Raw genomic sequence first — 21,297 nt, 5'->3', positions numbered from 1 at the left:
TTCCCACGATCGATTCAGCCCGGCTGGATGGTCACCGGATCCCTGTGACATATAAAAGCAAAGTGTCAGTTAATCCGGCGTGTACCGTCTGTTGGCCCGCTGGTCTTTACCGTCTTCTTTCAGGTGGCATGCCGTGCGCGCTGTCGGGGCGCGTTTGCCTCCTACCGGCCCGGCCTGGCGAGTAACCCCCCCTAGCTCGCCAGGCCCGGGCCTTCTTCTTGCGCCGGGGAGCGCTCGGCGGGCAAGAGCAGCGTGAACGTCGTCGGCGACGGGCTGGTCAGCCGCAGCCGCCCGCCCTCCGCCTCGGACAGGCTCCGCGCCAGCCTCAGCCCGATCCCATGACCCTCGCGGTCTTCGTCCTGGTCGTCGGTCACGAACGGATCGTGCCCGTCCGGGATGGTGCCCTCGTCGCTCACGTCGATGGCCAGCGCGTCACCGGCGTCGCGGGCGAAGACGGAGACCGTGCCGCGCCCGTGCGCCGCCGCATTGTCCAGCAGGACGGCGAGCACCTGCCGCACGGCCGCGTCCGCCGCCCGCGCCGGCAGCGCCCCACGGCCGCTGATCCGCAGCGCGCGCCCGCGTCCGGCGAGCAGGCCGTGCCAGGTCTGGCGGACCTCCTCGAAGAGCTTGCCCAGGTCGAGCAGCGCGCGCGGGGCCCTGGTCTGCTTGGCCAGCGCCAGCAGGTCGTCGATGGTGCGTTCCAGCCGGTCGGCCGACGCGATGCTGTCGCGGATCGTCGCGTAGGGGTCGCGGTCGGGACTCTCCAGCGCCGCCTCCAGTTGCAGGCGCAACCCGGTCAGCGGAGTCCGCAGCTGGTGGGAGGCGTCGGAGGAGAACGTCCGTTCCCGTTCCAGCGTCTCGCCGATCCGCACGGAGGTGGAGTCGAGCGCATCGGCGACCTGATCGATTTCGCGGACCCCGGTGCGGTTGGCGCGCACGGTGAAGTCGCCCTCGCCGAGTTGTTCGGCGGCGCCCGCGAGATCCTCCAGCGGCCGCGCCAGCCGGGTGGCGATCCGGCGCGCGATCAGCCAGCTGGCCCCGATCGCGATGACGGCGAGCCCGGCCATCTTCAGCCAGGTCAGCCGGATCCGGTCGTCCAGTTCGGACCGCGGATGGGCGGCGCGGACCACGCCGACCAGCGACGGACCACTGAGTACCGGGACGGCCAGGACCACTTCGTCCTCGCGCGTCCCGGTCGCCATGTCGGTGTAGTGCGCTTCGCGGACGTACCGGTCTTCGGCGGGCGGCCCGTCGCCGACCAGGAGCCTGCCGGTCGGGGTGTAGACCGCGACCTTGATCCCGCGGATCCGGTCCGCGTCCGGTTTGACCGGCTTGAGCTCCGGGACCCGGCCGTTGGCGAGGTCGCCGGTCACGTCGAGGACGGCCGTGTCGGCGACCCGTTCGAGGTCGTGAGTCGAGTTGCCCTCGTGGAACCTGGCGACCGCGATGGCCAGCGGCGCCCCGAAGAGGGTGATCGCCAGCACCGCGGCCAGCACGGTGAGGGTGACGATCCGGCGGCGCACGGACAGAGTGTGGCCGACGAGGGGGAGGATCACCCACCCGACGCGATATTTTGCCGTCCGTTGACCTGAGATCAAGGCGATGTTGACCCCGTTCGCTTTACCTTGGGGCCATGCGCCGACGTGCCGCCGTCATGGCAGGCCCGGGGCCCGGATCCGTCCCCCTCGTCCGGTTCGCCGTCCCGGGCGAATGTGTGGCCGTGCTGCCCACCGGAAGTGGTGAATCCCCCGATGGGGTGGCCGGCGTAGGCGTGCTGCTCAGGCGCGGGAACCTCTTCGGTCACCTCACCGTCGGCCAGAACATCCTGCTGGCGGGACGGCTCGCCGGCCGCCGTTCCCCCGAAAGCGTCGTGGAGTTGCTCGCGCTGGTCGGCCTGACCGGACGTGCCGACGTCTATCCGGGCGAGCTGTCGGCGCTGGAAGGGGCGCGGGCCGGGGTCGCCGTCGCACTGGCCGGGGCACCCGAGGTGGTCGTCGCCGACGAACCGGCGGGCGAACTGGACGGGCTCGCCGCCCTCGAACTCATGGATCTGCTGTGCGCCGTCGCGACCCGCGGGACGGCCGTCGTCGTGGCGACCCGTGATCCCGAGATCGCGGCGGCCGCGCACCGGATCGTGAGAGTGGCGTGATCACGCCACTGGTCCGCACCGACGAACTGGCGCACACCTATGGTTCCGGGCTGACCGCGGTGGTCGCCGTGCACGGGGTCAGCTGCGTGATCGGCGCGGAGACCCGCGCGGTGGTGACCGGCAGGGCGGGCGCGGGCAAGACCACGCTGCTGCACCTGCTCGCCGGGATGAAGAAACCGACCGCGGGCACCGTCGACTGGCCCGCGTTCGAGCCGTCGCCGCCGGGCCCCGACCTGATCGGGCTGGTGCTGCAGGACGGCGGGCTGCTGCGCGATCTCGACGTCCGGCTCAACGTCGCCCTGCCGCTGGTCCTCGCGGGCCGGACCGGCACCGCGGTCCGCGACGCCGTCGATGGCGCGCTGGACCTGGTGGGCCTCACCGGCTTCGCCAAGAAGGCGCCTCGCGACCTGACCGGTGAGCAGATCCGGCTGGCCATCCTGGCCAGGGCGCTCGCGCCCGCGCCGAAACTGATCCTCGCCGACGACCCGGCGGGCTGGCTGGACCGGCGAGCGGGGGAGCGGCTGCTCGGCAGGCTCGTGGAGGCCTCGGACCGGCTGGCCGCCGGGCTGCTGGTGGCCACGGCCGAGACGGCCCCGGCCGGGATGTTCGGCGAAAGCTGGGCGATGGTCGACGGGAAGCTGGTGCGGGACCGGTGATCGCGGCGATGGTGTTGTGGGTGGGCGGGATCGCGCGGGTGCGGCCCGTCCGGCTCGGCGTCCCCGCGGCCGGTGCGCTGATCGTGACCACGTTGCTCGCGGCGCACGGCTGGGCCTGGGAACCGGCGCCGCCGTGGGTGCCCGCGACGGTGCTCGTGGTGCTGCTGGCCGCCCCGTCGGAGCGTTCGCTGCGCGGGGAACACGACCTCCTGCGTGCCCGCGGCGCGACCGGCGGGCAGGTCCTCGGACTCGCCGCGGCCGAAGCCGCGGTCGCCGGAGTGGCCGGTGGTCTCGCCGGTGTCGTCGTGTCACTGGCGGGTGGCTTTCTGCCCGGCTCCGGTCTGACGCTTGTCCGGGAAATCGTTCTCTTGCTGCTCGCCGGGGTGCTCGTGGCGGCCGTCGCCGTCCTGCCCTCGGTGGTGCGCGAGTGGTACTTCGTCCCCGCCGACGACGGGCCGCCCTGGTGGTCGCCCTACGGTCTCGACATCATCCTGCTCGCGCTCGCCTTCTTCTGGCCGCTGCTCGGCTGGGCGGGCGGCACCATGTTGCTGTGGCGGCTGGTGGAACTGGGGCTGCGCAAGGGCAAACGGGCGATCGGCGGGGTGATCCGGCCGCTCGTCTCGGGGCTCGCGGGTGTGCTCGCGTTGTCCATTTCGTGGCGGAGCGCGCTGCTGGCGCGGTCGGTGGCGCTGGTCGCGCTGGCGGTGGCGTTCGCGATCTCGTCGGCCCTGACCCGGGACGGCTGCGTCGCGGCCAATGTGGACCGGGTGGTGTCCCTCGTGCTGGCCGCGGCCGCGGCGGGACCGTCGTTCGGGCTGGCGCTCAACGAACGCCGCCGTGACCTGTTGATCGTCAGCACCCTCGGCGGGAAACGCCGTCAGGTGGCGACGTTCATCGCGGGCGACGCGCTGATCGTCGGCGGCGGGGGCCTGATCGCCGGGCATCTGCTGGGCGTGTTGTTCGTCCTGCTCACGCCCGCCGAGTGGGCGGCCTTCCCCCACGGGTACTTCGCGCTGCTGGGAGCGGTGGTGATCGTGTCGTGCGTGGCGGCGTCGGCGCGGATCGCGCAGCTCGCCGCCCGCGACGAGGTCTCGGACCTGCGGGACTACTAACCCTCGAAGGGCTGTTCGAGCCGGTAGCCGTGGCCGCGCAGTGTCGAGATCCTCGGTGCCTGCTCGGGCGTGGGCGCCGATTCGGTCAGTTTCCGCCGCAGTGCCGCGATGTGGACGTCCAGGGTCTTCGTGGAGCCGTACCAGTGCGCGTCCCACACCTCGGACATCAGCGTGTCCCGGCTGACCGCGACGCCCGGCTGCTCGGCCAGCCGGGCGAGCAGGTCGAACTCCTTGGCCCGCAACGAGATCTCTCGCCCGCCGACGCTGACCCGCCGTCCGGCGGTGTCCACCCGCAGATGCCCGATGGCGATCGCGGGCCTGCTCTCCGGCGGTGCCGTCCCGCGCCGCAGGTGCGCGCGCACCCTGGCGAGCAGTTCGCCGAGCCGGATGGGTTTGGTGAGGTAGTCGTCGGCCCCGGCCTCCAGGCCGACGACGACGTCCATCTCCTCCTGCCGGGCGGTCAGGATGACCAGGACCGCGCCGGGGAGCGCCGAGCGCAGCCGACGGCAGACCTCGACCCCGTCCAGATCCGGCAGACCGAGATCGAGCAGGACGAAGTCGATGTCGTCGGCTTCCGCGGCCGCGAGCGCGGTGCGGCCGTCGCGCTGCCAGGAAACCTCGTAGCCGTGCAGACGGAGGGTCGATTCGAGGACGCCGCCGATCGCGTCGTCGTCCTCCACCACCAGCAGTTTCGGCATGCGGGGGAGCTTAACCGTTGAACACTGTTCTTTTCGGCTAAGACGTTACGAACGCCACCCATTCTGTAACGGGGCGCTAACGTTTCCCTGTGTGCCCGCGCCGGTATGTCCACAAAGGACAGATGGCGGCGACGGCCAGGCACAGCCAGGCGAACACGTCGCCGACACGGCCGTACACGGTCTGTGTTCTCGGCTGCACCGGAAGATCCGCGACGAGTGTCTGCTGATCGGTGCGGAAGTAATCGGCGTGCCCGAGAATCCGGCCCTGACCGTCCACGGCTGTGGAATTTCCGTGGGTGGAGTGCCGGAAGAGGGAGTAACCGTTTTCCACCGCGCGGAACGTCGCCTTTTCCGCGTGCAGTGAGCCGAATCCCGGCCAGTCGTTGGCGGGGACGAGCATCAGCGCGGTCTCCTTGTCCGCGGCCTGGCGCATCAACCCGGGGAAATCCGCGTCGTAGCAGATGACCGTCGCGAGCCGTCCGTGCGCCGAATCCGCGGTGGGGACCGTGCCGGGGCCCGGAGTCATCGGTTCCATCGGCGTCGGATGCGTTTTGTCGTAGGTCCACGCCACTTCGCCGGCCGGCGTGACGAGCACGGCCAGGTTGCGGATGTAGGGAGTCTGCGAGGTGTAGAGCGCGTAGGCGAGTTCTACGTGGATGCCCGCTTGCTTCGCCTCGGCGCCGACCCGCTTCAGCAGCGCGTCCTGATCGCGTTCCAGCACGCGGGCATGCGTTTCCGGCCAGACGACGATCTTCGCCCCCGCGTCCGCCTGCTGTCGTGTCCTGGTCACGAGATCCTCGGTGACCGGAGCGAACGCGGCGCCGACCGCGGCGGGATCGGCCGCGCTGACCTCCTGGGCACGCCAGTACTTGACGCCGATCCGCTCCAGCGCGTCGGAACTCGCCTTGTCCGCGCTCGCCGAAGGACTGATTCCCGCGATCCGGACGGTCTCCGTCGTCGGAGCGTCGAACAGCAGTCGCGCGCCGCCGGCGATGAACACCAGGCCGAGCACGCAGGCATGGACGAGCGCCGTGCGCCTGACCTTCGGCCATCCTTCCGCCCAACCGGTGTTCACCACCGAGGCGAACCACGCGAGGACGAAGGTGAGGCCGTAGACGCCGGTCACCGACGCCGTTTGGAGCAGCGGCAGATTCCCGGACTGGGTGCTGCCGAGCGCGCCGAAGTCACCGAAGCCGGTGATCAAGGTGAAGAGGTACTCGCCCGCGACCAGCGTCACCGGGAACACCAGCGTCCGCAACGGCCCGGCGCGATCGGCGCACAGACGGTCGGCCAGGAACGCCGTCGTCTGCAACACCGCGAGCAGGACGAAGGCGAGCAGACCGGAGAGCACGAACAGCAGACCGGTGACCCCGAGCCAGAACACCTGCCCGATCAGCAGGGACAGGCCCACCATCCGGATCGCGCGCCGGACGGGGACCTGCCGGGCGTAGCGGAGCAGGAAGATCGGGAACACCCAGGCGGCGAGAGGGACGTTCCAATCGGTGTGGACGGCGAGCAGGAGCAGCGCCGTGCCCAGCCACCAGAGGAGCCGTGGTTTCATACCGCGAACGCTAGGAAACCACGGCCCTTCGGACATCCGACCTAGGGCAGCGCCGCCCCTTACTTTCGTAAGGTTCTCAGGCGACGTGATCCCGGTACGCCACGATGGTCTCCGCGAGGACCTCGCCGCCGGGACGGCGCCAGAGGTCGGCGTCGAACACCTCGACCTCGATCGGCCCGGTGTACCCGGCGGCCTCGACACACGCCTTCAGCCGCCGGTGGTCGATCGGGCCGTCACCGGGCAGCGCCCGGCCCAGCAGCGTGTCGGTCAGCGGCACCTTCTGGTCGCACACATGGAAACCGGCGATCCGCCCGGCCGACGCGGCGATCGACTCCTCGATCCGCGGATCCCACCACACGTGGAACTCGTCGACGATCACGCCGACCTGCTCGGCCGGATGCTCCAGCGCCACGGCCAGCGCCTGATCCACTGTGGACAGCACCGACCGTTCGGCGCACTGCATGGGATGCAAGGGTTCCAGGCCGAGCCGTACGCCGCGTTCACCGGCGTACGGGGCCAGCTCGCCGACCGCGTCCGCGACCCGCTGCCGCGACGACGTGAGATCGCCGTTCACCCCGCCGACGACCAGGACGAGGACGTCCGCGCCCAGCGCGGCCGCTTCGTCGATGGCCTCCCGGGTCTGCGCGACACCGTCCACAGGGGACCCTTCCGGGGTGATCCCGGTGAAGAAACCGCCACGGCACAACGACGACACGCCGACGTCGTACTCCTTGAGCAGCCGGGCCGTCTCCGCGACGCCGGTCTCGGCGACCTTGTCGCGCCACAGGCCGATCCAGCGGACCCCGGCCTCGGCGCAGCCCGCCACGGCCTCCGGCAGCGACCACGCCTTGGTGGTGATCTGGTTCAGGCTCAACCGGTCCATCACGCCACCCCCGCCGCGGCCAGCAGCGGACGCATCCTCGCGACGGCGAGGTCCGGGTCGGCGAGTGCCCCGGCGGCGTCCGCCAGCCGGAGCAGTTCGGCCAGATGCGTGATGGACCGGGCCGACTCGCGACCCGCGACCATCCGGAAGTGGTTCTGGTGCCCGTTGAGATAGGCGAGGAACACGACGCCGGTCTTGTAGTTCCTGGTGGGCGCGCGGAAGATCGCCCTGCTCAGGGCCACCGTCGGGTCCAGCAGATCGTGGAAGCCCGCCTTGTCGCCTTCGTCGAGCCGGGCGAGTGCGGCGCCCGCGACCTGCGCGACGGCGTCGAAGATGCCCAGAAGTGCCTCGCTGTGGCCCTGTTCGTCCCCGGCGATCAGTTCCGGGTAGTTGAAGTCGTCGCCGGTGTAGCACTTGACGCCTTCGGGCAGCGCGCGGCGGAATTCGGTCTCGATCGACGCGTCGAGCACGGAGACCTTGACGCCCGCGATCACGCCGGCGTGTTCGGCGCAGAGCCTGCCGAGTTCCTTGGCGGCTTCACGGACGTCGGCGTGGCCCCAGTATCCCGCCAGGGCCGGGTCGAACTGCTCGCCCAGCCAGTGCAGCAGGACCGGACGGTCCGCTCCGGACAGCAGTTTCCCGTACGCGGCATGGTAATCCGCGGGTCCGGACGCCGACGCGGCCAGCGCCCGGCTGGCCATCACGACCGGGACGGCCCCGGCCTCGCCGACCAGGTCCAGCTGTTCACGCCAGGCGTCCACAATGGACTCAGGCGTCGCACTTCCGCCGGGGAGCTGGTCGGTGCCGACGCCCGCCACCCACGGCCGTCCGGCGGCGAGCGCGCCGGTGCGCCGGATGAGGTCCTGGGTGGTGCCCCAGTCCAGGCCCATGCCGCGCTGCGCGGTGTCCATCGCCTCGGCCACGCCGAGCCCGCAGGACCACAGGTGTTCGCGGAAGGCGAGCGTCGTGTCCCAGTCCAGGACCGCGCCCTCTTCGGGGTCTGCGGCGGCGAACGGGTCGGCGACCACGTGCGCGGCCGCGTAGGCGATCCGGGAGGTCGGCGGCGACGCCGGTTTCGCGGGCGTTTCCGCCCCTCGCGGCGTCCACTCCACCAGTCCGCCGTCGGCGGTGGGCAGGGCGATCAAGGTCATCGGGTCTCCGTGGCGCGGGTGTGAGAAAGCGCTTTCTCAGACCACGTTAAGTCACGCCGCAGGCGCCGCACAAGGGTTTCAGCGGGCGGGGGAAGCGGTGCTGGAGCGCAGGACCACCTCGCCGGACATGCGCACCACGCGCGGCCGGGTTCCGGGGGAGGCCTTGAGTGCCAGGTCCATGGCCCGTTCGCCCAGCTTCTCCAGCGGGAGCGCGACCGTGCTCAGCGACGGCGTGAGATCGCGCACTACCGGGATGTCGTCGAAACCGGCGATCGACATCTCGCCGGGGATCGAGACACCCGCGTCGCGCAGTGCCGCCATCGCGCCGATCGCCATCACGTCGGTCACCGCGAACACGCACGTGGGCCAGTCCTTGCGCGGCCGGGCGAGGACTTTCTCCATCGCCTCGTAGCCGCCGTCGCGGGTGAACGCCGCCTCGACGACGTCGTCCTCGGCCAGTCCGACGCGGTGCTCCAGCAGTTCCGCGGCGAAACCGTCGAGACGGTCGACGACGGTGGTGAGACTCTTCGGCCCGGCGAGGACGGCGAACCTCTTGTGCCCGAGGCCCAGCAGCGCCTTCGCCAGCTCGGCGCCGCCGCCCCGGTTGTCGGGCTGGACGGTGTCCACTTTGAGCCCGCGATGCCTGCTGACCGCGGCGACGTGCCCGCCGCCGCGCCGGTACGGCTCGAGTTCGGCGGCCATCGCCTTTTCCCACGATTTGTCTTCGAACGCGGAACCGATCAGCAGAATGGCCGACGCGCGCTGGGCGCGCAGCGTCGAGACGTACGCGACCTCCTTCGCCGGATCGCGGAAAGTGCTCGCGAGCATCACCAGAAGATCGTTTTCACTCGCCACGCGCATCACGCCGCCGGCGATCGCGGCGAAATACGGGTCGCCGACGTCGTGACAGATCACTCCGACGCATGCCTGTGAGCCACCGGCCAACGCCTGAGCGTGAGCATTGGGGGTATAGGACAGGTCGGCCGCCGCGGCGATCACTCGTTCGCGGAGATCTCCCCGGACGGTGGCGGTGCCGTTGAGTACGCGGGACGCGGTCGCGAGCGACACGTCCGCGGTGCGCGCCACATCTTCCAGCGTCACGTGGGGGCGGGCCTTCATCGATCCTCCAAGCTGGCGTTTGGGGCATAGTGGCGGACATGCTCGGCCTTTACCCGGAAATCGAACCTTACGTCCAAGGGATGTTGCCCGTCGGTGACGGCAATGAGATCTATTGGGAGGAATGCGGCGATCCCGAGGGCAAACCGGTGATCTTCCTGCACGGTGGCCCCGGAGGTGGTTCGAGCCCGAGACATCGGAGACTGTTCGATCCGGAGCGGTACCGGATCGTTCTTTTCGACCAGCGCGGCTGCGGACGCAGCACGCCGAACTGCGCCACCCCGGAGGCGGATCTTTCGGTCAACACGACGTGGCACCTCGTCGCCGACATCGAGCGGTTGCGCGAGCATCTGGACATCGAACACTGGATGGTCTTCGGCGGCTCGTGGGGGAGTGTGCTGGGGCTGACCTACGCGGAAACGCATCCCGGGCGCGTCACGGAACTCGTGCTGCGCGGGGTGGCCACGTTGCGGGTCAAGGAACTGCAATGGCTCTACGGCGGGGGAGCGGCGTTCCTGTTCCCCGAGGCGTGGTCGCGGTTTCTGGCGCCGGTGCCGTTTTCGCGGCGTCAGGACAACCTGATCGAGGTCTATCACGAACTGCTCAGCCATCCCGATCCCGCCGTGCACGGACCCGCCGCGATCGCGTGGAGCCGCTGGGAGGGGGAAACGGTCAAACTGCGCCCGCGGGACGAAGTGATCGACGCGTTCAGCGACCCCGAATTCGCCCTCGCGATCGCGAGGATCGAGAACCACTACTTCCGGCACGGCGGCTGGCTGGCCGAGGACCAGCTGCTCCGTGACTCCGGGAAGCTCCGGGACGTCCCGTGTGTTCTGGTCCAAGGACGCTACGACGTGGTCACCCCGGCCATCACCGCGTGGGAACTCAGCCAGGTGCTGCCGACCGCGGAACTGGTGATGGTCGGCGACGCCGGTCACGCGTTCGACGAGCCGGGCATCCTGCACGAGTTGATCAGCGCGACCGACCGATTCGCGTCAGACTGGCAGGGCGCCGCAGTATTCAGGGACGAGAGGAACGCAGACATGCTTTTCGGTGACGAGCACGTCCGTCGCTACGAAGAGACCGACGGCGAGGTGGGCCACGACTGGGAGAAGGGCGCGCCTTGCCTGATCCTCACCACCAAGGGCCGCAAGACCGGCGAGGACCGCAAGTTCGCGCTGATCTACCAGTTCGACGACGAGGACAACCCGGTGATCGTGGCCTCGAAGGGCGGGGCGCCGGAGGACCCGGGCTGGTACAAGAACCTCCAGGCCAACCCCGAGGTCAAGGCCCAGGTCAAGGCGGACAAGTTCACCGCGCGGGCCCGGACCCTCGAGGGCGCGGACCGCGCGAAGCTGTGGGAGAAGCTCGCCGCGGTCTGGCCGGACTACAACGAGTACGCGAAGAAGACCGACCGCGAGATCCCCGTGGTGGTCCTCGAACGCGTGTGATCCGCGCCGCGTTCGCGCGGGGATCCAGCCGAACCGGGGCGGGTTCGGCTACGAATTACGCTCATGGTGCTGAGACCCCGTGAACGCTGGACCGCGCTGAGCCCCGCTTCGGGTGACTTGCTGACGTTCCGCCAGATGATCGCCTTCGGCCGGCGCTTCGCCCGCGCCGGCCGGGGCGCCTGGTTCAGCCTCGCGATCAACGTCGTGTGGCCGTTCCTGGTGCTGTTCACCCGGTTCCGGGTGCGCGGCGGCGAGCACCTGCCGTCGACGGGCGGCTTCCTGGTCGCGTCGAACCATCTCTCGTTCGCCGATCCGACGACGGTGACGGCGTACTGCCTCGCGCACGGGCGCGTGCCGCGCTACCTGGCGAAGGCGAGTCTCTGGACCGCGCCGGTCGTCGGCTCGGTGATGCGCTCGGGCAAGCACATCCCGGTGTACCGGGGAGCGGCCACCGCGTCGGACGCGTACCGCGACGCCGTCAGCGCCGTCCGTGAGGGTGAATGCGTCGTCATCTTCCCGGAAGCGACCTTCAGCGATCACCCGGACGGGTGGCCCATGCGCGGCAAGACCGGGATCGCGCGGATCGCGCTGGAGACCGGCGTCCCGGTGATCCCGCTGGCGAACTGGGGCACGCACCACCTGCTGCCGTCGGACGCCGTGCTGCCGCGCGCGTTCCCGCGCAAGACGGTGAACCTGGTCGCGGGGCCGCCGGTGGATCTCTCGGACCTCGTGACTTCCTCGCCGTCGCGCGAGGTGCTGGAGGAAGCCACGAAGCGGATCATGACCGCGGTGACCGACCTGCTGATCGAGATCCGCGGCTGCCGCCCCGAGTAGGCAGTCTCACCCTTCGGACGGTCCCGGCGAGGGGTAGGTTTCGGGGTATGAGCGCACACTATGACGTCGTTGTGTTGGGGGCCGGGGTCGGCGGGTACGTGGCGGCGATCCGGGCGTCGCAACTGGGGCTGAGCGCGGCGGTCGTCGAGGAGAAATACTGGGGCGGGGTGTGCCTCAACGTCGGCTGTATCCCGTCGAAGGCGCTGCTGCGCAACGCCGAACTCGCGCACATCGTGACCAAAGAGGCCAAGTCGTTCGGGATCCAGGTCGAAGGTCAGGTCACCTTCGACTACCAGGCCGCCTTCGACCGCAGCCGCAAGGTCGCCGACGGTCGCGTCAAGGGCGTGCACTTCCTGATGAAGAAGAACAAGATCACCGAATACGACGGGCACGGCACGTTCCTCGACGCGAACACCATCGAGGTCAACGGTGAGCGGATCACCTTCGACAACTGCGTGATCGCCACCGGTGCCACCGCGCGCCTGCTGCCGGGCACCACCCGCAGCGACCGCGTCGTCACCTACGAACAGCAGATCATGGAAAGCGAACTGCCGGAGAGCATCGTCATCGCCGGCGCGGGCGCGATCGGCGTCGAATTCGCCTACGTGCTGCACAACTACGGCGTGCAGGTGACCATCGTCGAATACCTCGACCGGATGGTCCCGCTCGAAGACGCCGAGGTCTCCGCCGAACTCGCGCGCCGCTACCGGAAACTCGGCATCGAGGTGCTGACCTCGACCAAGGTCGAGACCATCGACGACACCGGCGACCGCGTGCTGGTGACCGTGTCGAAGAACGGCGAGTCCCGGGTCCTGGAAGCGGACAAGGTGTTGCAGGCCATCGGTTTCCAGCCGCGGGTGGAAGGCTACGGCCTGGACAAGACCGGCGTGGAACTCACCGACCGCGGCGCCATCGCCATCGACTCGCGCGGCCGCACCAACGTCCCGCACATCTTCGCCATCGGCGACGTCACCGCGAAACTGATGCTCGCGCACGCGTCGGAGTCCATGGGCGTCGTCGCCGCCGAGACCATCGCGGGCGCCGAGACCATGGAACTCGACTTCGTCATGATCCCGCGCGCCACCTACTGCCAGCCGCAGATCGCCAGCTTCGGCTGGACCGAAGAACAGGCCCGCGAAAAGGGCTTCGACGTCCAGGTGGCGAAGTTCCCCTTCAGCGCCAACGGAAAGGCGCACGGCCTCGGCGAGGCCGTCGGTTTCGTGAAGATCCTGAGCGACGCTACGCATGGCGAGTTGCTTGGGGCGCACCTGATCGGGCCTGAGGTGACCGAACTGCTGCCCGAGCTGACGTTGGCGCAGCAGTGGGACCTGACGGTGCACGAAATCTCGCGGAACGTGCACGCTCACCCGACACTGGGCGAGGCAGTCAAGGAAGCCGTTCACGGCCTCGCTGGACACATGATCAACATGTAGGTGGTCGGTGCGGTTGGTCGTGAGTGGTAAGTGTCGTTAGAACGTCACTTACCACTCACGACCCCAGCCGGCACGGATCGCATCCGCGCAGCCAGTTCCTCAGCCTTGCGTTCCTCGAAGCCCACCCAATACTTGAGTTCGTGGTGGTGCCATCGGTCCACCTCGGACACTTCGCGGTACATGCGTGCGTTGGCTTGGTGAAACCTCAGCCACTCTGATACTTCCGCTCCCGGCCGAGGACGCCGCGCTGTTGCGACGGAGTGTGCGTCGCGGAGGGTTTGCGGTTCGTTCTCCATAGATCACCTCCCGTTGCTTCACTCTCCGCCAGACAGCGGGGACGTGATCACCGCACGGCAGGACATCTAGGGACGTCCTTGGTACGGTCGAAGACGTCCTGCTAGTCCCTGGAGGGCGGATGCCGAACGAACGCCTGCGGGACGCCCTGCTGCGCAACGGCCTCACGCCGAAGCAGGTCGCCGACGCCACCGGGGTCGATCAGAAGACCGTGGAACGGTGGATCACCAAAGGGCGGACGCCGTACCCTAAGCACCGGCACAAGATCGCCGCGATGGCGCGCGAGTCCGAGACCTACCTGTGGCCGGACTCAGTGGCCCCGGAGCGCAAGGCCGAGACGGCCGCCGCCGAGGTCGTGCGCGTGTTCCCGCACCGCAACGCCATCCCCGTCGAACTGTGGGACCGGCTGATCAAGGAGGCGTCGGACACCGTCGAGGTGCTGGTCCACGCTGCGCTGTTCCTGGTGGAGCGCCCGCGGTTCATCAAGGACCTGACGGCAAAAGCCCAGGCCGGGGCCAAGATTCGGCTGATTTTCGGAGATCCCGAAGGGGAGAGCGTCGCTCTGCGCGGGGACGAGGAGCAGCTAGGCGACGGGACGCTTGCGGCGCGTATCCGCAACGCGCTGGCGTTCTACCGGCCGCTGATCGGGGTAGACGGGGTGGAAATGCGCTTCCACAACACCACGCTCTACAACTCGATCTTCCGCTTCGACGACGAAATGATCATCAACACGCACGTCTACGGCTTCCAGGGAGCCCACGCCCCGTCCCTGCACCTCCGCCGGCTATCCGCCGGGGACCTCTTCGAGACCTACTCGGAGAGCTTCGAAGCCGTCTGGAACCTCGCCAAGCCCGCCACCTTCTAGGAGGCCACCCATGGCACGCGTCGACTACTACAACGACCCGAACGCCCCCAAGGCGAACAGCATCGCGGTCGCGGTGTCCGCGTTCATCCAGGACGACGAAGGCCGGATTCTCATGATCCGGCGGACCGACAACGACCTCTACTCGATCCCTGGTGGACAGCTCGAACTCGGCGAGACGCTGTCGCAGGCCGCCGTGCGGGAGGTACGCGAAGAGACCGGGATTGAGTGCGAGGTGACTGGGGTGATCGGGCTCTACTCGAACCCCAACCACGTCATCGCCTATGACGATGGCGAGGTGCGGCAGGAGTTCTCCATTTGCTTCCGTGCTTCATGGCTTCAAGGAGATTTGCGGACGAGCGCCGAAAGCAAGGAGGCGCTTTGGGTGCCTATCGAAAATCTTAAATCACTTACTATTCACCCTTCCATAATGTTGCGCATAGAACATGCTCTTAGTGATAGCTTGCCGGTCTATTTTACGTAGAGAGTTTCTGTATGAATCGCCCCTATTCGTTGGTCCAGCCAAGCTCTCGACTGTAATTTTGCAGCTTGGTTAGGCAGTACTGGGCTATTGCTGATCTGTTTGAGGGTGTAAGAAAGTCCCCTGTCCGCCAAGTGTACTCAATGCATATGACTTCATTCTCGTATTCTACCGAGTTATCTGGTATTAAGGGACAGAAAGAAAGCTTCTGCTCGGAATTGACAGTCGGTAGCGGTCCCTTTTGAATTGCATAGAATGACGTTAGGGCGTCTGCCATGGCCGCGTTGTAGACCTTGTCTCTTCCTGTGGTGAAACCTACTTCTGAAAGCAGTTCGAATGCTGCGACCGAAGTGTTGCTAGGAGTTCCTCTGGTTTCATAGGTGGCTCTGGAGTTTCCGGTGAGAAACCTGCCAAAGTCCGTCCTGGTCAGGTTCCTGTGGACCGTCTGATCTCCGGTTGGCCTTATATTGAGATCGCTGAGAGCAGAAACTACATCTTCTGGGCCGTGGCGTCGCAGGACGGTAATTGATGCTGTTGGCGGAAGGCAAAATAGGCGGGCATCTAGCTGGACGATTACTTGAGTCAATAAACTTCGTCTGGCTGTCCACCACTTGCCAATTACGCTATTCTTTGTGGCGTCCAGTAGCGCTGTCGCGTCTAGTAGTCCGAATCTTGTGCTGCTCGTCAATTGAACTAGCACGCCCGCATCACTACTTTTGCTAACCCAAACTATTGCTAGGCGAAGCTGCTTTTGAACTGATCTCAATAACTCCAACTTCATTCGGGTGAAATCGCCCGCTATCCTGCGAAGGAAGTCACCGATCGACCTGAAATCGTCTGGATCATAGTCGCGGGGGTCTACTCCGAGGCCCTCCAGCGACTCGATCTCATTTGCTAGGCGCAACGTATTGGCTGCCACGTCTTGCCAGGTTTGCCGAACGGGTCCCTGTACCTCGATAGGTATCGAAACAGGTGCAGATCCGGCAATGTCCTCGTAGGCCATTGAGGTTTGCTTTGATATTTCTGCGGAGGTGTCCGGCCAAAGAATAATTGACCGCGAGCCCACTCCGGTTGTTCTTAGAAACCGCTTCATCTCGGCGATCTCCGCTCCGGAGGGTGGATTTCCTTCTCGGTGGTCGATGTTGATTGGCACGATGCGGTCATCGCTCGCAGGTAGTGCGCCAATGGCACGCCTTGTCGATTCTCTTAGTTCATCAGTTGTTACGAGACCCTCATGCACAACTGTTGGAGAAAAGGCTTTTGGTAAAAAATATGAAAGATTATTGGCAAGTGTCGTCTTGCCAGTTCCTGACGCTGCATATAGTGGTAATAACGCGCCTTCACCACGTGCTAGGACGGCATATGCTGCGTCTTCTAATGTGTTTTTAGTTTTCTCTTCTGGTGTAACCAGGAGGCTTACAACCTCGGGTCCGAGTCTTTCCACAAGTGCCTCATAGCGCGCTGGAAAGATGAGCTGCTTGAGGACATGTTGATTTGGGTCAATGCCAGCCACCTGATACCGCTTTCATGCTTCGAATTTGTCTGCTTGTGGCAATTTCTTGCCGAACTTGGCTCTATGGGATCAAGGCGCGCCGCCGTCGGCGGCGCGCTGGTCACCTTGCGTCCGCGTCTCGCCTGCGGGCGCACCTTGCCCGACACGGCGGGCTGCCGCTCCGCTCCGCCCACCGGCCGGGCGGTGCGCCCGCTGAAGCCGTGGACAGGTGCAGCCGCCGCCAGCGGCGCGCAGGTACGCCAATGAGCACGTCGGCCTCCTCGCTGAGACATTCGTGCCACCGATGTCGCAGACGGACCAACGGCTGTTACGCGGAGCCATCGCCCCGATGCCAGATCGTCACAACGGCCGTCACGACGCGTCAAGGCGGGAAAGCGTGCCTTGACCCGACGCGACGGCCGCGTGGATGGCTTCGTATCGGGGAGATGGGGGAGGAGTGGGCGAGTGCTAGGCCGTCTCCAGGCCGTCAGACGTCGGGTAGGGGTGAGAACACGCGAGAAGTGTCCAGCTCTATCCGCGCAGGCCAGGGGTCAAAAGAAGCGATCATCCCGAGGTCAGCAAAACCCCGGAACCATAAGATCAACATGTAGGTGGTCGGTGCGGTTGGTCGTGAGTGGTAAGTGACGTTAGAACGTCACTTACCACTCACGACCCACACGACAGGGCGGCCGGGTCAGTGGCTCTGCGCGACGCTGGGCCCTTGGCGTCGACTGTGTGGATTTTGGTGCGTTAGATGACCAGAAATCCACACAGTCCCTCGTGACCGGCCCCGGTCGCGAAGGGGTGTGTGGGAATAGGGACGTTGAATGTCCCTATTTCCACACACCCCTCACTCTGAGCGACACTTCGCGCCTCGTCGGCCACATCAACCCGGCACCTTGCCTCCCTTCAGCCCGAGGAACAGGGGCGGTGAGTGGCTGGTCGAGCGGGGGCCGCGGTCCCGGATCTTGATCAACGGAGGATCTGGGACACTCAACGTCCCCGATCCTCCGTTGACCAAGATCGTGCCGGTCACGACCGGTGGCTGACGACATGACGGGGGAAGATTCCGGACGTTCAATGTCCCGAATCCTCCGCACTCGATCGCCAGCCGCACCAGTGGGTAGGTAAATACGAGTCCGTCAGAACGCGACTTACCACTCACGACCACCCCGACCCAAGCCCGCCCGCAGCGCCCCAAAGCGCGCAAGTAAGTCGACGGGAGGAGCTAAAGCGTGTGGGTGGCGATGAGTTGGCCGATCGCCCGGATGTCCGAGCCTCGGAACTCCAGCCGTACGTTCCCCAGGCCGCTGAACCAGAGATCCAGCTCGGCATCCAGGTCGAAGGTGCCCGCGGTCTCGATCGAGAAGGCCTGGATCCGGTTGTAGGGCAGCGAGGTGAAGTCCTTCTTCTTGCCGGTCATGCCCTGGACGTTCACCGCGATCAGCCGCTTGTTCGTGAACACCACGAAGTCGCGCACCGCCTTGAACGACGAGATGATCTCTTCCCCCGGAATGATGATCGGCTGCACCGTGGGGGCGATGTCCTTCGGCTTGCAGGGCGAGAGCTTGAAGACGGTGTCCTTGGAGAAGTCAATCATGCTCTCCAAGGTACGGACGAAAGCGACGTCCGGCCGTGGAGCAGGCGAAGTGTACGGAGAGTGACGACGTCCGGGACCCCTCCCCGGCGGCGTGCCGCATACTGCCGTGGGACAGGAGGAGGCTCGATGAAGCGGCTTACGACGGCGCACGAAAGCCTGGCGCTCGGCGTGCCCGCGTCGGCCCCCGGCGCGGTGTTCGCCCTCACGCTCGCGGGCGGCGTCTCCCTCGACCCGGGCGAGGGCGGCGAGATCTCCTTCGGGCGCAACCGGCCGCAGGTCGACGTCTGTGTGGGGGAGAACGACCTACAGGTCAGCCGCAGGCACGGGCTGCTGAACTTCACCGGCGGACAGTGGTGGGTCAGCAACACCGGCCAGTTGCCCATCCGCCTGCCGAACTCCCGCTGGCTGTCCCGCGGCGAGGAGTCGATCCCCCTCTCGGATGGTTACACCCCGTTGTTCGTCCGCGGTTCCGGCAGGAGGGAGCACCTGCTCGAGTTGTACGTCGCCGGTGCCGACGGCGGGCAGCCCGCCACCCGGCACGACGACGTCACGGTGCCGCCCCGCCGCTGGCGCCTCAGCGCGGACGAGCGCCTGGTCCTGGTCGTCTTCGGCCAGCGCTACCTCCTGCACGACCTCAACCCGCAGCCGCTGTCCCGTCAGCAGACGGCCGAGGTGCTCGGCGAACTCCGCCCCGGCGAGACGTGGACCAGCCGCCGCGTCGAGCACGTCGTCATCGACGTCCGGGCGCGGTTGTCCGCCGGCGGGGTCTACGGCCTGCGGCGCGAGGAGGTCGGCGAACCGGTCGGCAACGCGTTGAACGACAACCTGTTGCGAGAGCTGGTGCTCTCCACCACGCTCGTCCCGCCCGACCTCGGCCTGCTCGACGCGCTCGGCTGAACGTCCGCCGCGGCTACAGCGTCCACAGAGGACGGTCAGCGCACGCCTTCCATCGCCGCCTTCGCGACCTCGCTGTCCTCGTCGGCCTTGGTGGCCACTTTCACCAGCGCCGCCGTCGCCTGGTCCCGGCTTTCCTCGGCTTTCACCCGTCCCGCCGAGGCCGCGTTCACACCGAAGAAGGCGCCCACCACGGTGCCGATCACCGTTCCCGCCGCGGTGATCACCGCCGTGACGTCCGAGGTGTTCGGGTACCGCCAGACCGCCGTCACCGCGATGACCGCGAGCGCGCTCAGCCCGGCCACCACCGTCAGGAATCCATAGTTCTTGCTCATGGCCCGCTCTCCCTTCAGGCTCCTGCGGCCTGCTTCGCCCGAACGGCGCCCTTCGTTACGGCAAAAGGCCGGACTGTTATCCGCCGATGCCGAAACGGATGTCGTGCCGTTGTCCCGGCATTACGAATTCCATGAGCCGAAGTCCCTCTTCGGTGATCGAATCCTGATCCCGCAGGGGTTTCCGGGACTCGATCGTCAAGGTCGCCCCTTCGATCGCCCAAATGGCCAGGAATTCACCGTCGACCAGCAGGGTGCCCTTTCGGCCCCCGGGGCCGGGTGGCAAGGGCACGCGACGACCGTCCGGGATCACGCGCACGCGGTCGGCGTGCGAGAGCAGGACGTTGTCGTATTCGGGCAGGAACCGGGGCGGTGCCGGGGTTTCCGGGTCGGGACGCGGCGCGTCGGGGAGGTCGAACAGCTCCTTCCCGGCGGCGTCGGCGAAAGTGCGCAGTCGCGGCCGAAGTCGTTCGAAGACCTCCTTGAGCTTGGTGAGCCCCGACCAGACCTGGGCGTCGCGGACGGTCGCCGGGCCGAACGCCGCGAGGTAGCGCGACACCAGGTCGTCCAGGGTGATCCCGTCCGTGATCGGTGCGCCGACCCATTCGTCGAGCAGGGAGAACGCCACCGGTCCCGACCGGCCCCACAGCCCTCGCGGCGTCACGTGCGCGAGCGGGAGCAGGCTGTTGACCGCGTAGGCGAGGGTGGTCGGGTCGGCGTCCGGCCACCGGTCCGCCAGCCCGGCCCGGATTTCGGCGCGAGTGCGGTGTCCTCGCGTCAGCAGGTCTCGTCCTGCCTCCGCGATCGCGGCGAGATCGAGACCGGCGACCTCCCGCGAGTAATGGCCGAGGAAACCGCGTTCGACCACCGGTTTGATGGTCGGCCACAGAGCGAGGCCGTCCTCGGCCGTCACCAGGTGCACCGTTCCCCGCATCAGTGTCGACCGGACGACCTCGCGGGCGGCCAGCGGTTTAGCCAGCTCGTCCACCTCGAAGTCCCGCAACCGCGACCACAAGCCGACGTAGGACGAGTCGGGTGCCTGCGCCTGGAGGCCTGCCAGCCGCGCGATCGCGGTGACGGCGGGCAGATCGGCACGTTCCAGCAGGAGCTGCCGGGCCAGGGTCGCGCGGTTGAGCGCGCGCGGACTCAGGATTTCCGTCGTCATCAGTGAACCTCGCGGAAGAAGGTGTGGAGGTCTTCGGCCAGAAGCGCAGGGACCTCCATCGCCGGGAAATGGCCACCGGCATCGTATTCGGCCCAGTGATCCACCGGGCCGTCCTGGAGACTTCGGATCGTGGTGTCCCCGGCGAAGACGGCGATGCCGCGCGGCGGTCCGGCGGGTGCTTCGCCGTCCCAGCCACCTTGTGACATCTGCCGATAAGCCTCCATGCCCTCGTACACCGCGTGCGCCGAGGACGCGCCCGCGCCGGTGAACCAGAACAGGCTGACCGCGGTCAGCAGGTGATCACGATCGACGGCGTCCTCGGGCAGCTCCTTGGCGGGGTTGGTCCATTCGGCGAACTTTTCCACGATCCACGCGAGCTGGCCGGTCGGTGAGTCGTTCAGCGAGTAGGCCAGTGTCTGCGGCCGGGTCGCCTGAAGATGCAGGTAGCCGAGGCCGTCGGACTGGAACCGGTTGAAGCGCTCGCCGCGTTCGCGGTCCTTTCCGGAAAGACCGTCCAGCTCGACGGCGGGCCCGAACGGCGTGCCGGCGCTCGTGCCGGTGAGGTGCACGCCGGCCACGCGATGCGGGGCGATCATCCCCAGGATGCCCGCGACGCCGGCACCGGCATCCGTGCCGTGGACGCCGAAACGCTCGTAGCCGAGGCGGTCCATCAGCGTCGTCCATGCCTGGGCGACGCGGAACAGGTTGCCCCAGCCGGGCCCACTCACCGGGGTCGAGAGGCCGTAACCGGGCAGGGACGGGATGACGAGGTGGAACCCGTCGGTCAGCAGGCCGATGACCTGCCGGAACTCGAACGGCGAACTCGGCCAGCCGTGCGTGAGGAGCAGCGGCAGCGCGTCCGGCCGGGCGGAACGGACGTGCAGGAAGTGGATGGTCTGGCCGTCGATCTCGGTGGTGAACTGCGGAAACTCGTTCAGCTCCGCCTCTTGGGCGCGCCAGTCGAAGCCGTCGGCCCAGTACTCGGCCAGTCCGTTGAGGTACGCGACCGGGACGCCGCGGCTCCAGTCGCCGATGACCTCGCGCGGCCAGCGGGTCCGGCTCAGGCGGTCCTTGAGGTCGTCGAGTTCGGCCTGGTCGACGGCGATGCGGAAGCTCTCGATTTCGTTCATGGG

General features: G+C 67.5%; 22 protein-coding genes and 1 pseudogene. 11 read left to right on the top strand and 12 right to left on the bottom strand.

Going from position 1 to position 21,297, the window contains the following annotated elements; all coding sequences use genetic code 11:
• Positions 1 to 191 precede the first annotated feature (191 nt).
• The gene (locus B0293_RS34230) at positions 192 to 1,556 is read right to left on the bottom strand and encodes a sensor histidine kinase (RefSeq protein ID WP_005162416.1); all 1,365 of its coding nucleotides are present in this window, start codon (positions 1,554 to 1,556) and stop codon (positions 192 to 194) included.
• 77 nt (positions 1,557 to 1,633) lie between these two features.
• Between B0293_RS34230 and B0293_RS34225 the strand changes: the two genes are divergently transcribed.
• The 3 genes from B0293_RS34225 to B0293_RS34215 are packed head-to-tail and all read left to right on the top strand — an operon-like array spanning position 1,634 to position 3,917.
• Positions 1,634 to 2,149 (top strand): P-loop NTPase family protein, encoded by a 516-nt coding sequence (locus B0293_RS34225; protein ID WP_039919078.1) that lies wholly within the window; start codon positions 1,634 to 1,636, stop codon positions 2,147 to 2,149.
• The gene (locus B0293_RS34220; RefSeq protein WP_005162413.1) at positions 2,146 to 2,805 is read left to right on the top strand and encodes an ATP-binding cassette domain-containing protein; all 660 of its coding nucleotides are present in this window, start codon (positions 2,146 to 2,148) and stop codon (positions 2,803 to 2,805) included. Before B0293_RS34225 ends, B0293_RS34220 begins: the two co-directional genes overlap by 4 nt.
• Positions 2,802 to 3,917, top strand: coding sequence for an FtsX-like permease family protein (locus tag B0293_RS34215; protein ID WP_005162410.1), 1,116 nt, complete (start codon positions 2,802 to 2,804; stop codon positions 3,915 to 3,917). Before B0293_RS34220 ends, B0293_RS34215 begins: the two co-directional genes overlap by 4 nt.
• On the opposite strand, the gene B0293_RS34210 is transcribed toward B0293_RS34215, so the two are convergent.
• From B0293_RS34210 to B0293_RS34190, 5 genes are all read right to left on the bottom strand, one after another.
• A complete protein-coding gene (locus tag B0293_RS34210) occupies positions 3,914 to 4,615 on the bottom strand; it encodes a response regulator transcription factor (RefSeq protein ID WP_005162407.1) in 702 nt (233 codons plus the stop codon). The genes B0293_RS34215 and B0293_RS34210 overlap by 4 nt on opposite strands.
• Before the next feature lie 76 nt (positions 4,616 to 4,691).
• The gene (locus tag B0293_RS34205) at positions 4,692 to 6,176 is read right to left on the bottom strand and encodes an apolipoprotein N-acyltransferase (protein ID WP_005162406.1); all 1,485 of its coding nucleotides are present in this window, start codon (positions 6,174 to 6,176) and stop codon (positions 4,692 to 4,694) included.
• Between the two features lie 76 nt (positions 6,177 to 6,252).
• On the bottom strand, positions 6,253 to 7,059 hold the full coding sequence (locus B0293_RS34200; RefSeq protein WP_005162405.1) for a sugar phosphate isomerase/epimerase family protein: 807 nt from the start codon (positions 7,057 to 7,059) through the stop codon (positions 6,253 to 6,255).
• Positions 7,059 to 8,210 (bottom strand): dihydrodipicolinate synthase family protein, encoded by a 1,152-nt coding sequence (locus tag B0293_RS34195; RefSeq protein ID WP_005162404.1) that lies wholly within the window; start codon positions 8,208 to 8,210, stop codon positions 7,059 to 7,061. The genes B0293_RS34200 and B0293_RS34195 overlap by 1 nt, the downstream gene beginning before the upstream one ends.
• A gap of 78 nt (positions 8,211 to 8,288) precedes the next feature.
• The gene (locus B0293_RS34190; protein WP_039919077.1) at positions 8,289 to 9,329 is read right to left on the bottom strand and encodes a LacI family DNA-binding transcriptional regulator; all 1,041 of its coding nucleotides are present in this window, start codon (positions 9,327 to 9,329) and stop codon (positions 8,289 to 8,291) included.
• Positions 9,330 to 9,367: 38 nt separating this feature from the next.
• On the opposite strand from B0293_RS34190, the pseudogene pip reads away from it, so the two are divergent.
• From pip to lpdA, 4 genes and pseudogenes are all read left to right on the top strand, one after another.
• Positions 9,368 to 10,306, top strand: a pseudogene (gene pip / locus B0293_RS34185) (prolyl aminopeptidase); the annotation flags it as partial.
• A gap of 63 nt (positions 10,307 to 10,369) precedes the next feature.
• Positions 10,370 to 10,777 carry a nitroreductase family deazaflavin-dependent oxidoreductase gene (locus B0293_RS44985; RefSeq protein WP_425331830.1) on the top strand — a complete coding sequence of 136 codons (408 nt, stop codon included), beginning with the start codon at positions 10,370 to 10,372 and terminating at the stop codon, positions 10,775 to 10,777.
• Positions 10,778 to 10,840: 63 nt separating this feature from the next.
• Entirely contained in the window at positions 10,841 to 11,611 is a 771-nt protein-coding gene (locus B0293_RS34180; RefSeq protein WP_005162389.1) for a lysophospholipid acyltransferase family protein, read from the top strand.
• A 47-nt stretch (positions 11,612 to 11,658) separates the two neighbouring features.
• Complete coding sequence (gene lpdA, locus B0293_RS34175; RefSeq protein WP_039919076.1) at positions 11,659 to 13,044, top strand: dihydrolipoyl dehydrogenase; 1,386 nt, start codon at positions 11,659 to 11,661, stop codon at positions 13,042 to 13,044.
• Positions 13,045 to 13,088: 44 nt separating this feature from the next.
• On the opposite strand, the gene B0293_RS44740 is transcribed toward lpdA, so the two are convergent.
• On the bottom strand, positions 13,089 to 13,340 hold the full coding sequence (locus B0293_RS44740) for an AMED_5909 family protein (protein ID WP_143254704.1): 252 nt from the start codon (positions 13,338 to 13,340) through the stop codon (positions 13,089 to 13,091).
• 119 nt (positions 13,341 to 13,459) lie between these two features.
• Here B0293_RS44740 and B0293_RS34170 point away from each other — a divergent pair, with 119 nt between their 5' ends.
• Both B0293_RS34170 and B0293_RS34165 read left to right on the top strand, forming a co-directional pair.
• Positions 13,460 to 14,203 carry a DUF5919 domain-containing protein gene (locus B0293_RS34170; protein ID WP_005162385.1) on the top strand — a complete coding sequence of 248 codons (744 nt, stop codon included), beginning with the start codon at positions 13,460 to 13,462 and terminating at the stop codon, positions 14,201 to 14,203.
• Positions 14,204 to 14,213: 10 nt separating this feature from the next.
• Positions 14,214 to 14,684 carry an NUDIX hydrolase gene (locus tag B0293_RS34165; protein ID WP_039919075.1) on the top strand — a complete coding sequence of 157 codons (471 nt, stop codon included), beginning with the start codon at positions 14,214 to 14,216 and terminating at the stop codon, positions 14,682 to 14,684.
• 22 nt (positions 14,685 to 14,706) lie between these two features.
• Here B0293_RS34165 and B0293_RS43310 read toward each other — a convergent pair whose 3' ends face one another.
• A complete protein-coding gene (locus tag B0293_RS43310) occupies positions 14,707 to 16,194 on the bottom strand; it encodes a hypothetical protein (RefSeq protein ID WP_143254703.1) in 1,488 nt (495 codons plus the stop codon).
• A gap of 63 nt (positions 16,195 to 16,257) precedes the next feature.
• On the opposite strand from B0293_RS43310, the gene B0293_RS43305 reads away from it, so the two are divergent.
• A complete protein-coding gene (locus B0293_RS43305) occupies positions 16,258 to 16,440 on the top strand; it encodes a hypothetical protein (protein WP_125681322.1) in 183 nt (60 codons plus the stop codon).
• Between the two features lie 961 nt (positions 16,441 to 17,401).
• Here B0293_RS43305 and B0293_RS34160 read toward each other — a convergent pair.
• On the bottom strand, positions 17,402 to 17,773 hold the full coding sequence (locus B0293_RS34160; RefSeq protein ID WP_005162383.1) for a PH domain-containing protein: 372 nt from the start codon (positions 17,771 to 17,773) through the stop codon (positions 17,402 to 17,404).
• Positions 17,774 to 17,899: 126 nt separating this feature from the next.
• Between B0293_RS34160 and B0293_RS34155 the strand changes: the two genes are divergently transcribed.
• Positions 17,900 to 18,670: an FHA domain-containing protein gene (locus B0293_RS34155; protein WP_005162382.1), complete on the top strand. Its 771-nt coding sequence runs from the start codon at positions 17,900 to 17,902 to the stop codon at positions 18,668 to 18,670.
• Between the two features lie 35 nt (positions 18,671 to 18,705).
• Here B0293_RS34155 and B0293_RS34150 read toward each other — a convergent pair whose 3' ends face one another.
• The 3 genes from B0293_RS34150 to B0293_RS34140 form a co-directional block, all read right to left on the bottom strand.
• Positions 18,706 to 19,002 carry a hypothetical protein gene (locus tag B0293_RS34150; RefSeq protein ID WP_005162381.1) on the bottom strand — a complete coding sequence of 99 codons (297 nt, stop codon included), beginning with the start codon at positions 19,000 to 19,002 and terminating at the stop codon, positions 18,706 to 18,708.
• Between the two features lie 76 nt (positions 19,003 to 19,078).
• Complete coding sequence (locus B0293_RS34145) at positions 19,079 to 20,164, bottom strand: winged helix DNA-binding domain-containing protein (RefSeq protein WP_005162380.1); 1,086 nt, start codon at positions 20,162 to 20,164, stop codon at positions 19,079 to 19,081.
• A complete protein-coding gene (locus B0293_RS34140; protein ID WP_005162379.1) occupies positions 20,164 to 21,294 on the bottom strand; it encodes an epoxide hydrolase family protein in 1,131 nt (376 codons plus the stop codon). The genes B0293_RS34145 and B0293_RS34140 overlap by 1 nt, the downstream gene beginning before the upstream one ends.
• Between the last annotated feature and the right edge of the window lie 3 nt (positions 21,295 to 21,297).

Source organism: Amycolatopsis azurea DSM 43854 (genome assembly GCF_001995215.1).
In the GTDB taxonomy this organism is placed as follows: domain Bacteria; phylum Actinomycetota; class Actinomycetes; order Mycobacteriales; family Pseudonocardiaceae; genus Amycolatopsis; species Amycolatopsis azurea.
The sequence above is the reverse complement of the archived record's forward strand: the minus strand, read 5'-3'. Positions and strand labels throughout refer to the sequence as shown.

What these genes read in the sequence shown, in the direction of transcription:
- B0293_RS34225 (WP_039919078.1), top strand. Translation starts at nt 1,634, where the DNA reads ATGCGCCGACGTGCCGCCGTCATGGCAGGCCCGGGGCCCGGATCCGTC.
- B0293_RS34210 (WP_005162407.1), bottom strand. Translation starts at nt 4,615, where the DNA reads ATGCCGAAACTGCTGGTGGTGGAGGACGACGACGCGATCGGCGGCGTC.
- B0293_RS34205 (WP_005162406.1), bottom strand. Translation starts at nt 6,176, where the DNA reads ATGAAACCACGGCTCCTCTGGTGGCTGGGCACGGCGCTGCTCCTGCTC.
- B0293_RS34200 (WP_005162405.1), bottom strand. Translation starts at nt 7,059, where the DNA reads ATGGACCGGTTGAGCCTGAACCAGATCACCACCAAGGCGTGGTCGCTG.
- B0293_RS34195 (WP_005162404.1), bottom strand. Translation starts at nt 8,210, where the DNA reads ATGACCTTGATCGCCCTGCCCACCGCCGACGGCGGACTGGTGGAGTGG.
- B0293_RS34190 (WP_039919077.1), bottom strand. Translation starts at nt 9,329, where the DNA reads ATGAAGGCCCGCCCCCACGTGACGCTGGAAGATGTGGCGCGCACCGCG.
- B0293_RS44985 (WP_425331830.1), top strand. Translation starts at nt 10,370, where the DNA reads ATGCTTTTCGGTGACGAGCACGTCCGTCGCTACGAAGAGACCGACGGC.
- B0293_RS34180 (WP_005162389.1), top strand. Translation starts at nt 10,841, where the DNA reads ATGGTGCTGAGACCCCGTGAACGCTGGACCGCGCTGAGCCCCGCTTCG.
- lpdA (WP_039919076.1), top strand. Translation starts at nt 11,659, where the DNA reads ATGAGCGCACACTATGACGTCGTTGTGTTGGGGGCCGGGGTCGGCGGG.
- B0293_RS44740 (WP_143254704.1), bottom strand. Translation starts at nt 13,340, where the DNA reads ATGGAGAACGAACCGCAAACCCTCCGCGACGCACACTCCGTCGCAACA.
- B0293_RS34170 (WP_005162385.1), top strand. Translation starts at nt 13,460, where the DNA reads ATGCCGAACGAACGCCTGCGGGACGCCCTGCTGCGCAACGGCCTCACG.
- B0293_RS34165 (WP_039919075.1), top strand. Translation starts at nt 14,214, where the DNA reads ATGGCACGCGTCGACTACTACAACGACCCGAACGCCCCCAAGGCGAAC.
- B0293_RS43305 (WP_125681322.1), top strand. Translation starts at nt 16,258, where the DNA reads ATGGGATCAAGGCGCGCCGCCGTCGGCGGCGCGCTGGTCACCTTGCGT.
- B0293_RS34160 (WP_005162383.1), bottom strand. Translation starts at nt 17,773, where the DNA reads ATGATTGACTTCTCCAAGGACACCGTCTTCAAGCTCTCGCCCTGCAAG.
- B0293_RS34155 (WP_005162382.1), top strand. Translation starts at nt 17,900, where the DNA reads ATGAAGCGGCTTACGACGGCGCACGAAAGCCTGGCGCTCGGCGTGCCC.
- B0293_RS34150 (WP_005162381.1), bottom strand. Translation starts at nt 19,002, where the DNA reads ATGAGCAAGAACTATGGATTCCTGACGGTGGTGGCCGGGCTGAGCGCG.
- B0293_RS34145 (WP_005162380.1), bottom strand. Translation starts at nt 20,164, where the DNA reads ATGACGACGGAAATCCTGAGTCCGCGCGCGCTCAACCGCGCGACCCTG.
- B0293_RS34140 (WP_005162379.1), bottom strand. Translation starts at nt 21,294, where the DNA reads ATGAACGAAATCGAGAGCTTCCGCATCGCCGTCGACCAGGCCGAACTC.